This is a genomic window from Fictibacillus phosphorivorans, from assembly GCF_001619875.1.
Classification (GTDB): Bacteria; Bacillota; Bacilli; order Bacillales; family Fictibacillaceae; genus Fictibacillus; species Fictibacillus phosphorivorans_B.
This window is the reverse complement of the sequence record NZ_LRFC01000001.1, coordinates 558,435-570,765: the sequence shown is the minus strand read 5'-3', so window position 1 is coordinate 570,765 and position 12,331 is coordinate 558,435. Positions and strand designations below refer to the sequence as shown.

13 protein-coding genes and 2 riboswitches are annotated in these 12,331 nt (G+C 40.5%); of the genes, 6 read left to right on the top strand and 7 right to left on the bottom strand.

The window, feature by feature from the left end:
• Positions 1-69: 69 nt before the first annotated feature.
• A complete protein-coding gene (locus AWM68_RS02905; RefSeq protein WP_066236655.1) occupies positions 70-645 on the top strand; it encodes a hypothetical protein in 576 nt (191 codons plus the stop codon).
• A gap of 3 nt (positions 646-648) precedes the next feature.
• On the opposite strand, the gene modB is transcribed toward AWM68_RS02905, so the two are convergent.
• The 4 genes from modB to AWM68_RS02885 form a co-directional block, all read right to left on the bottom strand.
• Positions 649-1,305, bottom strand: coding sequence for a molybdate ABC transporter permease subunit (modB, locus tag AWM68_RS02900; protein WP_066236651.1), 657 nt, complete (start codon positions 1,303-1,305; stop codon positions 649-651).
• Positions 1,306-2,082, bottom strand: coding sequence for a molybdate ABC transporter substrate-binding protein (modA, locus tag AWM68_RS02895; protein WP_156488301.1), 777 nt, complete (start codon positions 2,080-2,082; stop codon positions 1,306-1,308). It lies immediately after the preceding gene.
• Positions 2,083-2,260: 178 nt separating this feature from the next.
• Complete coding sequence (locus AWM68_RS02890) at positions 2,261-3,085, bottom strand: MetQ/NlpA family ABC transporter substrate-binding protein (RefSeq protein ID WP_066236649.1); 825 nt, start codon at positions 3,083-3,085, stop codon at positions 2,261-2,263.
• Positions 3,086-3,212: 127 nt separating this feature from the next.
• A riboswitch (SAM riboswitch) is annotated at positions 3,213-3,329 on the bottom strand.
• Between the two features lie 47 nt (positions 3,330-3,376).
• The gene (locus AWM68_RS02885) at positions 3,377-4,183 is read right to left on the bottom strand and encodes an alpha/beta hydrolase (protein WP_066236646.1); all 807 of its coding nucleotides are present in this window, start codon (positions 4,181-4,183) and stop codon (positions 3,377-3,379) included.
• A 242-nt stretch (positions 4,184-4,425) separates the two neighbouring features.
• Positions 4,426-4,545, bottom strand: a riboswitch (SAM riboswitch).
• Between the two features lie 156 nt (positions 4,546-4,701).
• Here AWM68_RS02885 and AWM68_RS02880 point away from each other — a divergent pair.
• From AWM68_RS02880 to AWM68_RS02870, 3 genes are read left to right on the top strand one after another with little or no spacing between them, the layout of a single operon-like run.
• Positions 4,702-6,210, top strand: a complete 1,509-nt coding sequence (locus AWM68_RS02880) for a spore germination protein (RefSeq protein WP_066236644.1) — start codon at positions 4,702-4,704, stop codon at positions 6,208-6,210.
• Positions 6,211-6,225: 15 nt separating this feature from the next.
• On the top strand, positions 6,226-7,320 hold the full coding sequence (locus AWM68_RS02875; RefSeq protein ID WP_066236642.1) for a GerAB/ArcD/ProY family transporter: 1,095 nt from the start codon (positions 6,226-6,228) through the stop codon (positions 7,318-7,320).
• Positions 7,313-8,392, top strand: a complete 1,080-nt coding sequence (locus tag AWM68_RS02870) for a Ger(x)C family spore germination protein (RefSeq protein WP_066236639.1) — start codon at positions 7,313-7,315, stop codon at positions 8,390-8,392. Before AWM68_RS02875 ends, AWM68_RS02870 begins: the two co-directional genes overlap by 8 nt.
• Positions 8,393-8,679: 287 nt before the next feature.
• Here AWM68_RS02870 and AWM68_RS02865 read toward each other — a convergent pair whose 3' ends face one another.
• The 3 genes from AWM68_RS02865 to AWM68_RS02855 form a co-directional block, all read right to left on the bottom strand.
• Positions 8,680-9,192 carry a hypothetical protein gene (locus AWM68_RS02865; protein WP_066236636.1) on the bottom strand — a complete coding sequence of 171 codons (513 nt, stop codon included), beginning with the start codon at positions 9,190-9,192 and terminating at the stop codon, positions 8,680-8,682.
• Positions 9,193-9,283: 91 nt separating this feature from the next.
• Complete coding sequence (locus AWM68_RS02860; RefSeq protein ID WP_066236634.1) at positions 9,284-9,838, bottom strand: class I SAM-dependent methyltransferase; 555 nt, start codon at positions 9,836-9,838, stop codon at positions 9,284-9,286.
• On the bottom strand, positions 9,835-11,241 hold the full coding sequence (locus tag AWM68_RS02855; protein WP_066236631.1) for a bifunctional metallophosphatase/5'-nucleotidase: 1,407 nt from the start codon (positions 11,239-11,241) through the stop codon (positions 9,835-9,837). Before AWM68_RS02855 ends, AWM68_RS02860 begins: the two co-directional genes overlap by 4 nt.
• A 104-nt stretch (positions 11,242-11,345) precedes the next feature.
• On the opposite strand from AWM68_RS02855, the gene AWM68_RS02850 reads away from it, so the two are divergent.
• Both AWM68_RS02850 and AWM68_RS02845 read left to right on the top strand, forming a co-directional pair.
• Positions 11,346-11,894 carry a GNAT family N-acetyltransferase gene (locus AWM68_RS02850; RefSeq protein WP_066236629.1) on the top strand — a complete coding sequence of 183 codons (549 nt, stop codon included), beginning with the start codon at positions 11,346-11,348 and terminating at the stop codon, positions 11,892-11,894.
• A 5-nt stretch (positions 11,895-11,899) separates the two neighbouring features.
• Entirely contained in the window at positions 11,900-12,079 is a 180-nt protein-coding gene (locus AWM68_RS02845; RefSeq protein ID WP_066236626.1) for a hypothetical protein, read from the top strand.
• Positions 12,080-12,331 lie beyond the last annotated feature (252 nt).

Genomic DNA, 12,331 nt, shown 5'->3' with positions numbered 1-12,331 from the left:
TTGAATTTCTTAGAAAAGGAATAGGGCGAATTCTATTTGGAATATATTCAATCTAAGGAGTGATGAGACATGGAAAAGGCAAGAAAGCGAAGGATGACGAGAACAAGAAGCTTTCGTACACCAAAGACAATTACTCTTGTAACGATGTTTTTCCTAATGGTCATTGCAGTGATTAGTTTGTTTTTGTCCACTTCTGTTTATAAAGAACACCTCGTATTGTCTGAAGGGTACTTTTGGATGGGTGGGGCGAGCTTTTCACTGTTTATGTTCCTCTTCCTGCTGCATTCTAAAATGGAGAAAGGCATCGAAAAAATTTTCGTGCCCCTTCTGATTGCCGGTTCTCTCATTTGTTCGATTGTTTTTGCACATACAGCCTTTCAGCTGTTTCAGGATAAAGCCGCTTATGAGCATAAGGAATTTCAAAGTGTTGTAGGCGTTCCCTCTAAAATTACGTACGATGGTTCAAAAAATGGCAGTGATTATGTTTCAACGATAACCATACAAGGAACGACCATTCATTTTGCACATCGATTTATTCTAGAGTCACATTTTTTAGAGGCGTATAAAAATAAACCTCTAAAGCTAACGTACCTGCCCAAAAGCAAGTATGCCGTAGCGATAGAGGTATTTAATGAGGAAGAATAAGAATCAAGCTCTTACTCGATTTACAGCAATTAACATGAGAAAAGAAATGATAATAACACTTCCTACCCACATCCAGGCGAGATCCATATTCCCGGAGTCAATGGCCATGTAGATGGCAGTAGATACTGTTTGCGTTTTTCCGGGAATATTGCCTGCAAACATTAGCGTTGCACCAAACTCTCCCAATGCTCGCGCAAAACTTAAGATGGCACCGGATATGATCGCCCGAAGTGCTAAAGGAATGGATATTCGCATAAAAACATGCCATTCATTTGCTCCATCAACTCGTGCTGCATTTTCTATATCACCGTCAATGGACTCAAAACCCGCTTTTGCTGATTGATACATGAGAGGAAACGCAACGACCGAAGAGGCAATGACAGCGGCCCACCACGTAAACATAATCGGCTGGTGAAATAACCATTGAAAAAGTTGCCCGCCAGGACCATTTCTCCCAAATAAAACGATCAGAAGAAAACCAACAACGGTTGGCGGAAGCACCAATGGCAGTAAAAAGAACGTTTCAACAATGGATTTCCCTTTAAATTTCTTATGAGCCATCATCCGTCCAAAAAATAAGCCTGTAACGATAACGAGAAGGGCAGCGACAAGTGCAATGCCTAACGATAGTTGAACTGGTGACCAAAAGTCGATAGCCATCTAATTTTCTACCCGCTTAAATCCATAGTCTTCAAAGGTTTTTAATGACTCTTCTTTTTTCAGAAATTCATAAAACGCTTTGGCTTCTTTCTTGTGTGAACTGTTCTTAATCACACCAACAGGGTAGACGATAGGTGCATGGAATTCCTCATTTGCAGCTGCTGCAATCTTTACTTTATCCGAGTTGACCGCGTCTGTTTTATAAACCATCCCAGCATCTACATTTCCTGTTTCTACATACGTCAGAACTTGACGTACATCTTTGGCATAGACGATTTTACTTTCAATTTCGTTCCATAGATTTAAGTTTTCCAGCGTTTCTTTCGCATATGTCCCCGCTGGCACAGACTCAGGTGTACCGATCGATATACGTTCTGTTTTTGATAAATCTTCAAACCCTTTAAGTTTGGAGTTGGCTGGAACGATTAGGACCAATTCGTTTTTTAATAAATCTGTTCCTGTTTTTGTTTCCATGAAACCCTTCTTTACAAGCTCATCATATTTATCTTCTGCAGCTGAGAAGAACAGATCAACAGGTGCACCTTGTGCGATCTGCTGCTGCAGTGCGCCTGACGCTCCAAAGTTATATGTAATCTTTATGTTGGGATGTTTTTTTTCATATGTAGCAGCAATCTCATGTAATACATCTTGCAAACTAGCTGCAGCTGATAGGGTAAGTTCCACTCTGTTTTGAGATTTCTGTTTGTCCGATTGATTCTGCCCTTGTTCTTCGCATGCCGTTAAACATATCAAGAGCAAGGTTAAGCCAATCATCATAGAATAGCTTTTTCTCACTTCATTTCTTCCTTCCACAGCAATGTCTCATTACATTTGATTATAGCAAAGCATCAGCCGAAACTCTTCTAAAGTTCATGCCTTTCATTTCGCAAAATCACTTTCAAACAAAAAAGCCGCCATAAAGGACACTTCACCCTTATGACAGCTTCTCCATTTATTACTCTGTTACTGCAAGAACAGAGCCTTTGTATTCTTTATCAATAAAATCTGTAATTTCTTTAGAATGAAGCACTTCTAGCAATGTTTTAATTGCTTTTTTGTCTTTGTCTCCTTCACGAACTGTGATGATGTTCGCAAATGGTGATTCTGATCCTTCAAGTGCGATAGAATCTTCTTTCGGATTCAGATCCGCATCAATCGCAAAGTTTGTGTTGATTACGATCGCGTCTCCTTCATCATGCTCATACGCTTTTGTTAAAAGACCTGGATCGATGTCTGCCACAAATTCTAAGTTCTTCGGATTCTCAACAATATCGCTAAGCTGCGCTTCATAGCCTTTTCCTTCTTTAAGCTTGATGAGTCCTTCTGCTTCAAAGATTGAAAGAATACGTCCGTGTTCAGCAACAGAGTTACTTAAGATCACTTTTGCACCGTTCGGAAGATCCTTCAACGACTTATGTCTCTTTGAGTATACGCCCATTGGCTCAAGGTGGACAGCACCAGCGTTTTCAAACTTGTATTTCGGGTTATCCTTCACTTGCTGTGTTAAATATGGAATGTGCTGAAAGTAGTTCGCATCGATTTCTTTTTCATAAAGTGATTTGTTCGGTAAGATGTAGTCTTGGAATTTTACGATCTTCAAATCAATTCCTTTTTCCTTAAGAAGCGGCTTGGCTTCTTCTAAGATCTCAGCATGGGGTACGTTCGATGCCCCAACGACCAGCTTTTCTGTTTTCTCTCCGCCATTTGTTGCTGATGATCCACAAGCTGCTAATACAAACACTGCCAAACTCGCGAGTAAAACTTGAATGATTCTTTTCATTTTTGTCTCCCCTATCCACTTGTTCTCTATATTTGGTCTGATAAAAACTCTTCAAGAGGCAGTATGCAAAAAGCCTTCTGTGCTCATAAAAGAGACAGAAGGCTTCTCGAAAAATAGTTCCGATATCCTCTCATCTCTCAGCGTGACCACTGTTAGATTTAGCACCGTTTCCATACTGGCTATTCAGTACGAATGGTTGCCGGGCTTCATAGGGCTAATTCCCTCCACCTGCTCTTAATAAGAGTATTCCTATCAAATTACTTTGTATTATTACAGGAAATCCATGTAATGTCAAACACTTTTTTTCAAATTATTCTGAAACTCAAGGTTAGCATGCTTCAACAGCCATTTAGAAGTGGAGGAGATGAGCTGTTTAAAATGCGCGATTGAAGAGAAGGTGTGATTTGCGCCTTCCACAAGCACCATATCACTGCTCCATTCTTTTCGGTCAACTGCTCCTTCAAAATAGTTTCTGCAATAATCTGAAGAAATGACAGGGTCTGCTGTTCCATGGATGGTGAGTACGTTACCGTGATATTTTTGAATTTCTTCGATGGGCTCAAACGATTGAAGCGACAAGAGAAAATCTTCCGTGATCGCATATCCCAAATGGTCGATTACCGGCTGTTCACCGTCATATCCTACGATCCGCTTGATGTCTTCGAACGGATTTCCCACAGCTGACCAAAGTACAACATTCCCGACGCGCTTGTCTTTAGCTGCTGTACAAGCGGCTACAGCACCGCCCAAACTATGGCCGATCAGTGTTATAGATTTTGGGTCCACATTCGGAAGCTCGCTGCCAAATGAAATCACTGTTTTCGTCTGGTCAATAAAACAAGCAAATTCATTCTCACCATATTCCCCATCGCTTTCCCCACAGCCAGCATAATCAAATCGGAGGACAGCAAACCCGAGTTCCGCTAACGCTTGAGCCGTTTTTACAAATAAACGATCCACTCCGATTCGTGTACTCGTAAATCCGTGACAGATGATAACGAGTGGAAATTTGTCTGTGCAACCTTGAGATGCCGCTGGATAATGAACGGTGTGAGCTAATTTTTTTCCTTTCCACTGAATACATCCCGTTAAGTCCATCTCACCCACTCCTTTTTCTTTTTTGTGGTTCACATTAAGTCTAAATAGCTACTAATTAAGTCAAAACAGGTCCTAATTAAGCCGAAAATGAAAAAACTAAGTCGTTTTACAGCTCAATTAAGTCTTAATCGCAAAATATAGGCGATTCGACAACAAGCGACAACCGGACACTACACTTGTACCAAAAAAGAAAAAAACCGTGTTCATCAGAGAACACGGTTTGCTCATATAATCCGTTCGTTCTCTCATCTTTCAGCGTAACCGCTGTTAGATTTAGCACCGTTTCGGAAAAAACGTACATGTTTCTCCGATGGTTGCCGGGCTTCATAGGGCTAATTCCCTCCGCCTGCTCTTAATAAGAGTTTGAATATTTAATTTAAAGATAATCATAGGCTACCTGTCATAATTAGTCAACGAAAAAATTTCAGTTGCACTGCAAAAGTGCCAAACAGAATATTATTAAATTCAAAGGAAATGCTAGGAAAATAACTTACTTTAAAAACGAGTGGGTGCTTCACGTGAACTTTTTTAAGAAAAAGAAAAAACAGCCAGAACCCGAACAGACCCAGAATCGAGGTTCTTTAACCTTTCAAGAGTTGATGCAAAAATTAAGTGCTTCTGCCGACTTTTCTACCGTTAAACAGTCATCTGTAAGTACATTTTACATCTCCTATTTTAAAACTCTCGTAAACCCGGAATTTGTTCATCGTGATTTATTACGTTATATCACAGATATCCCCCTTCAAGACCTGGATGATATTCAGAAACACTTGCCATTAGATGACATAACGAAAACAAATGATGTTCATGATATCTCAAACAAGGTAACAGAAGGCTATATTTTGATACAGATGAATAAAGAGGATACAGAGTGTTTGTTAGTTCCCAGCCTTTCTACAGAAAACCGGCAGATCTCCATTCCAGAAACAGAGTTCAGTGTAGTTGGTCCTAAGGAAGCTTTCGTAGAATCACTCGATACGAACTTGAACCTCATCAGAAAAAGACTGCCGATCCCAGAGTTCACAGTTAAAGAGGTGCGCGTAGGTAAACTCACGAAAACAAGAGTTGCCATTATCTACATAGATGGAATCGCAGATAGCGAAAATGTGAATACGGCCATACAACGAGTGAATGACATTGAATATGATCATATAGTAGACAGTTCTTATATCAACCAAATGATTTCAGACAACGGCAACTCACCTTTTCCACAGCTGATTGATACAGAACGTCCCGACCGTGTGGCGAGTGTACTAGCTGAAGGGAAAATTGCCATTATGGCGGACGGTTCACCGCATGCTCTCACTGGACCCACAACAATCGTGGAGTTTTTCTCAGCCTTTGAAGACTACTTTCTAAACTGGGTACTTGCTTCCACTATTCGGTTGATTCGGTTGATGGGCGTCATGTTTTCCGTATTGTCTTCACCTCTTTATGTAGCGGTTTTAACGTTTCATTATGAGATGATTCCTGAAAACCTGTTAGCGACCCTTGTGGCATCAAGAAATGACATTCCGTTTCCACCTATACTTGAAGCAATCATACTAGAGCTTTCTATTGAGCTTTTGCGTGAGGCAGGAGCGAGACTGCCTACTAAAGTTGGTCAGACGATCGGGATCGTAGGCGGTATCGTTATTGGAACGGCTGCCGTTCAAGCTGGACTCACAAGTAATGTTCTGTTGATCATTGTCTCGTTAGCCGCACTCGCATCGTTTACAACACCAGTCTATCAGATGAGTAACACGATCCGCCTATTGCGCTTTCCGTTCTTATTGTCTGCTCAATTCTTAGGTGTTCTTGGTGTCGTGATTTGCTTTGCCTTTATCCTTTCTCACCTTTTGAAGTTAACTTCACTTGGAAGACCCTATATTGCGCCGCTTTATCCGCTGCGCACGAATGATTTAAAAGATGCACTCATTCGTATGCCGTTCAGTTCGCAAAACAATCGCCCAATCTCATTAAGAACTAGCGATAAAAAAAGAATGAACAAGAAGCGCGCAACTGAAAAGCACGATATTGAGGACTAAATAAGAGGGGTATGTATGTCTCAGATTAGTGAAAACAAACAGATATCACCCTATATGGTGTTTTACATGATCACAACGATGCAAGTAGGTGTGGGAATTCTCGGATTCGAACGGTATATCGCAAAATCTGCTGGTCACGATGCCTGGATCGCAGTTGTACTTGGCGGCCTATCATTCAACATCATTATTTGGATGATCTATCGTATTCTTTTAAAAGAAAAGACCGATATTATTGGCGTTCATCGAAGTTTGTTTGGAAGATGGATAGGTGGTCTGTTAAGCGTTTTATTGCTGCTGTATTTCAGCTCAATTGTGATCACCATACTCAGAACCTATATCGAAGTCATTCAAATCTGGGTTTTCCCACAACTTGGAACTGAAGTGATCGCAATTATCTTTCTGTTTCTTGCTTATTCATATGTAATTGGAGGGATACGAGTTGTTGCTGGTCTAGCTGTATTAGGTTTTTTCATTACAATCCCTTTATTTTTATTGAAGTATTACGCTTTAAAAAGTGGTCACTATTCAAATCTGTTGCCATTTTTTGAGCATTCAATAACTGAAATCTTGGCGGCAACAAAAGGGGTTACTCTTAATTACGTAGGATTTGAATTGATCTTGATATACCTACCATTTCTCAAACAACCAGAAAAATCTCAAAAATGGGCGCATTATGGCAATTTTTTTACGATTTTCACCTATTTGATCACCATAGTCGTTTCGTTTGTTTATTACAATCAGGAACAGCTTCAGCATACTATTTGGGCGACACTTACGCTATGGAAGATTGTCGACCTGCCCTTTGCACAGCGTTTTGAATATGCAGGAATCGCACTCTGGCTTTTCGTTATCTTGCCTAATGTTTGCATTGGGCTATGGTCTGTCAGCCGCGGCTTACACCGGTTATTTAAGATCAAGCAAAAAAGTGCATTGCGGGCTTTACTTTTAGTTGTTTTCACAGCATGTATCCTTGTTATCGATCGTCAGCAGATTGATATGATGAACAATACGGTTTCGAAAGTGGGCTTTTACATCTTGTATCTCTACATTCCGTTTCTTTTTGTAACCCAGCTTATTTTTACAAAAGTGAGGAAAACAAAAAATGGTTAAAAAATATGTTGTCATCATCCTTTCAATAACTTTACTTACCGGTTGTTTTCCAAGCAAGAAAATTCTAGAAGACATCCAGCTCATTACGGCGGTCGGCTATGATTATCACTCTAAAAATAAAGTGAAATTAAACGCCATGGCGGCCATTCCCCAAAGGGGAGAAGATGTGCCACCGATCACCGAAGTTTTTACTGGAATTACACATACAAGTAAAATGGCTAGAGCTCTCGAACAAGCCGAATCGCCAAAGCCATTTCAAATCGGCCGTCTAGAGGTTGCCTTGTATGATAAAAAGTTAGCGGAAAAAGGAATCTATAAGCTGATCGACACTTTGCAGCGTGATTCAGCTGTAGGACGTGATCTATACCTTGCTGTTGTCCAGGGAAGCACGAAAACGCTGCTTGAGAAGAAGTACCCGCTAAGTGAAACACCATCTAAGTACTTGTTTCAGCTTTTAAAGCAAAACATGAAATCAAATATTCCCGCTACAAATCTTCACCGTTTTCTGTACACCTATTACGGAAAAGGTATGGATCCTAACTTGCCATTATTAGAGGAAACAGATGATCGCATTAAGGTGAAAGGAACAGCTATCTTAAAAGGGGATAAAATGGTAGGCCAACTATCCTTAAGAGAATCCTTCATGCTTAAGCTGATGACAGAATCATTTGAACAGGGCTTATATGAAGTGAAATTCAGCAAGGATCGATTCTTTACTATTCAGAATATCTCGTCAAAACCTAAATACCGTTTTAAAAATGTGAAACAATCTCCTGAAATCGAAATTGAAATTAACATCCAAGGTCTTGTGAGTGAAGCGGCTAAAATTCCAGTAAGTAAACCTCCTCTTGTGGAACAGCTTGAAAAAGCAACAGAAGAAGATATGCATAAGAAGCTTCACAAAGTCGTAGCAAAGCTCCAAAAGTGGAATGCTGATCCCATCGGCTTAGGCGATCTGGCACGAAGTCGAACAAGAGGCTTTGACATTAAACAGTGGGAAAGGCAGTATCCCACTATCCCGATTGATGTAAAAGTTAAGGTGGATATCGTCCAGGCAGGGATTACGGAGTAGCAGTAGCGGTAGTGGAAATTTCGCGGAAGTAGACGGGAAATCAAGCTAACGTGAATATATTTAAATTAACGTGAAATTATTGCGATTAACGTGAATATATCCCGTTTAATGTGAAATTATTAAAATTAACGTGAAATTATTTTATAGGGAGCAAATGCGTTCGTATGAAACGAACATTTACTTTATCGTGTTCATTTCACACGTACAATAAAACACAAAAAAGAAGCAATCACTCTGAAATAGTGAGTGAAAGCTTCTTTTTATGGCATTTTATAATTAAAAAGGGGTTATGCCCCGCCATTTACTCCGCCTGCACTTGATTGGTTCCGTTTTTCAATGGCGTTAACGCCCATAACTACCGCAATTAGTTCTTCGGTTCGCAATACATCTGAATGATTCGTTAATTCAAATGCTGCGGATTGAAAGAATCCATTTATTTTTCTGAAGGTTGCCACTTCCGCTTTATTGTCATCAAGAATTGTGTATTCTTTTGAAAAAGCCGGGGACTCAATCTCGTACGTATGGTCATTTGTAGAATATCGAAAACGCTTCGAGAAAAACGCAAATGAAGACTTCACCTCACCCAATTCGGTCCCATCAGCCTGGGTGATGATCCATCTGCTCGAAAAAAACGGAAAGCCACCTTCAACAACGATCTCCCCTTTTTCATTCTCCACATTCACACTGGAAGAGAATGCACTTTTCAAATCAAGTTCCCCAAGCTTTTCTTGAGAAGCATTGTATATTTCTGTTCTTCCCGAAGAGAAAAATGAATCATTGAAGTACACACACTTTTCCATACGTAACCCCCCTTGATAACTTATATGAACCATATCATTATTTTATTTAGTCTGTTATTTAATTACTTTGTGTTGTTGCGGAAAATGAATGTTATCGTTTAATAGCATCTACAAGGAGTGAAGGAAACTTGAGACTTTCCCCTTGATTCCTAGGGTCATAGCGTTTTGAGCGAAAAATCACACCGTCTTTTCCATCCCATTCTTGTTCATGAAATATACCTTGCTCATCAAAGTATTCCAGCAACTGAACTTCAAACCCCGCTTCAACAAAAAGCTTTTGCAAAGTGTGGTAGTTATGAACGATCTTATGAGAGCTGGCAGGATGATCTGCCGGTCCAGGACCTCCAATCTGAACCATGTTCTGATATTCAGCATCCTGAAAAAATCCATCAGGGACTGCACAGCGAATGTAACCGGATGGCATTAAAAAGTCATGGCAAAGTTTTGCTGCTTGTACTCCTTCTTCATACGTAAGATGCTCCCACACATGTTCAGCGAGAATAGCAGAGATTGAATTTTTCTCAAACTTCACTGCCCACTTACTCTCATCCAGAAGATTCAATTCCTCTTCCTGCGTGTGAAGCCAGCCGGGATTGTTATTGTAAACGCCAGCACCAATGACGATTTTGATATGTGGTCTAGTCATCTTCGTGATCTCCCCAGGTCCACATATTCTTGTTGCTCGGTAAATCTCCTTACGTGTGCACGTTTTACAAAATCTGGCTTGTTGGCATAGATTTTGATCACTTCTTTTATCTCTTCTGGTCGGTAAAACTCGTTTTTATTGTTTGCAAGAGAAGGATAGCCAGACCCGCGCTGCAGATAATCTGACGTTGCCACCGTATACCATTTTTCCTCATCAAGCGGCGTGTCACCGACATTAATCTCCAGAACTCGTACACCATCATGTACGACTGTTGCTCCTGAAACATGCAAACACCCGACATACTTCCCACGAAAACCAGGTCCTCTTCCATCAAGCAAACAATGCTGCACATCAAGTGACTGCTGAATCGCGATCCATATGTCCTTTCCTTGAATCTCGAATGAAGTTGGGTTAAGTGGTGAAGGACAAACTTCAATCAACTTTTTATCGGAAACATAATGAAAGACACCCGCGTTCGCGATCCCACTGTTCATTAGTCCTAAGTCCGTGTTCATCATGTCCTTCAAACCATCTGCGATTAAGTTAGTGATGGGATTCTCCTCTATCACATCATGCCAAAGAGGCTGGTCCAGCTCATAAAGCGGTTTCCTCAACGTCTCAATCGCTTTTTCTTTATTTACTTGTAAAATAGCTGTGATCTCTTCGTCTGCCTCAATGTCCTTGGTGCTTATGACCCCTGAATGAAGAAGCTGCTTACTTTTTCCGTCCACTTCAAGTTCCAGCACGCCAATGTGTTCACCATAGTTACCTGCACTCACGATAAATGTATCATTCACGATCTTCGCTTCAGAAAACAGTTGGTGGTCATGTGAAGAAACGATAACATCAATGCCTTCAATTTCCTTGGCAAGGTCGATATCCGCCACTGTTCCAATATGGTTGAGGAGGATGCACAAATCATAGTTCCCACGGTTTTTTTCCAATTCATTTGCGATCGCGATAATATAATTCTCATTATGTACCCCAAGTCCATCGTTAAATGCCCCAAGATCAGGCGAGGCACCTGTGATTAAAATACGCAATCCGTTTTTATGTAAAATAACGCTGGGATGAATACCTAGAATTTCAGTCGTATCACTTTTAAAAAGGTTGTTGCTGATAAACGGAACGGAGCTTTTTGTGGCCATATACTGAAGCGTATCCACACCGTTAAACATCTCGTTATTGCCTACTGTAATCGCGTCATAGCCTGCAGCCTCTAATAATTCAACAGCAGCTATCCCTCTTGTTCCTTGCAATTCGATACTTTTAAAGTCTGCAAAATCCCCAGCTTCTAGCAGAATCGTATGTTCATCTCTATGCTGCTTAATAAGAGGTACGGCCTTTGCAAAATTTTCGAAGCTGCTATGAAGATCGTTCGTATGTATGATTTTAAGTTTCATTGTTTTTCTGCTCCCAAAATGTGAAATGAATCGTTCTGCATCTTTACAAATAATGGTATCATAAAAGATATAAATTTGTTTATAAAATTAGACGGAGGAACGAAATGTCTTATCAAGATAAAGACTTAACCATTCGGCCGATCACAGAAAAGGATCTAGCCAAACTATGGGAACTCCTTTATAAAGATAAAGCCCCAGAATGGAAAAAGTGGGATGCTCCATACTTTGAGCATAAACAGGTTCCATATGAAGAATTTATGCGGAACAAAGGGAACTACGTGAACCAGCAGGAACGGTGGGCGATCGAAGTAAACGGCGAACTCATTGGAACCGTTAGTTATTATTGGGAGCACAAACCTTCCAACTGGCTTGAGATGGGGATTGGCATATACAATCCAAATTTTTGGAGCGGCGGGTACGGCACAAGAGCCCTTTCGTTATGGATCAACCATTTGTTCAGCACGATGCCGTTAGTGCGTGTCGGTTATACCACATGGTCAGGTAACGAACGCATGATGAAAGTTGGCGAAAAATTAGGCATGACGATGGAAGGCCGCATGAGGAAGTGCCGTTATTACAACGGTGAATACTACGACTCTATTCGAATGGGCATTCTTCGTGAAGAGTGGGAATCTACTAACTCAAGGGGATAAAAAGTATGGAGATCTTATTGGTAGTATCCGGGTTTTTCTTGTTTTTTGCGGTTATCCATTATGCGGTGAGGACGGGCATCGATGACTCAAAAAAAGTGAATGCAATTCGTAAAGAGTTGTCTGAGATTAAAAAGCAGCTTGCCATTTTAGGAGAAAATAAGAAAAGGAGCGATGAACGGGAGTAAGGAAAAAGCTGGTTGAAGTGTAATCTCGCAAAACCCATTATCAACTATACAGCGTGAGGTATCTGAATCAATATTTCATGAGATAAAGAGAATAATCCCGCAAGTTTTGGGCTTAATTCCGCAGATTCTTTACTTATTTCCGCGAGTTTCGGCTATAATTGGGGCGAGTTTATATATATCCAAACAACCGACTAGGCTAATACCCCCACCCCACCATTTATTAGTCCACAACAACCTGCACAAATATTAACT

What these genes read in the sequence shown, in the direction of transcription:
- AWM68_RS02875 (WP_066236642.1), top strand. Translation starts at nt 6,226, where the DNA reads ATGTCTCAGATTAGTGAAAACAAACAGATATCACCCTATATGGTGTTT.
- AWM68_RS02845 (WP_066236626.1), top strand. Translation starts at nt 11,900, where the DNA reads ATGGAGATCTTATTGGTAGTATCCGGGTTTTTCTTGTTTTTTGCGGTT.
- AWM68_RS02850 (WP_066236629.1), top strand. Translation starts at nt 11,346, where the DNA reads ATGTCTTATCAAGATAAAGACTTAACCATTCGGCCGATCACAGAAAAG.
- AWM68_RS02870 (WP_066236639.1), top strand. Translation starts at nt 7,313, where the DNA reads ATGGTTAAAAAATATGTTGTCATCATCCTTTCAATAACTTTACTTACC.
- modA (WP_156488301.1), bottom strand. Translation starts at nt 2,082, where the DNA reads ATGATGATTGGCTTAACCTTGCTCTTGATATGTTTAACGGCATGCGAA.
- AWM68_RS02865 (WP_066236636.1), bottom strand. Translation starts at nt 9,192, where the DNA reads ATGGAAAAGTGTGTGTACTTCAATGATTCATTTTTCTCTTCGGGAAGA.
- modB (WP_066236651.1), bottom strand. Translation starts at nt 1,305, where the DNA reads ATGGCTATCGACTTTTGGTCACCAGTTCAACTATCGTTAGGCATTGCA.
- AWM68_RS02890 (WP_066236649.1), bottom strand. Translation starts at nt 3,085, where the DNA reads ATGAAAAGAATCATTCAAGTTTTACTCGCGAGTTTGGCAGTGTTTGTA.
- AWM68_RS02855 (WP_066236631.1), bottom strand. Translation starts at nt 11,241, where the DNA reads ATGAAACTTAAAATCATACATACGAACGATCTTCATAGCAGCTTCGAA.
- AWM68_RS02885 (WP_066236646.1), bottom strand. Translation starts at nt 4,183, where the DNA reads ATGGACTTAACGGGATGTATTCAGTGGAAAGGAAAAAAATTAGCTCAC.
- AWM68_RS02860 (WP_066236634.1), bottom strand. Translation starts at nt 9,838, where the DNA reads ATGACTAGACCACATATCAAAATCGTCATTGGTGCTGGCGTTTACAAT.
- AWM68_RS02905 (WP_066236655.1), top strand. Translation starts at nt 70, where the DNA reads ATGGAAAAGGCAAGAAAGCGAAGGATGACGAGAACAAGAAGCTTTCGT.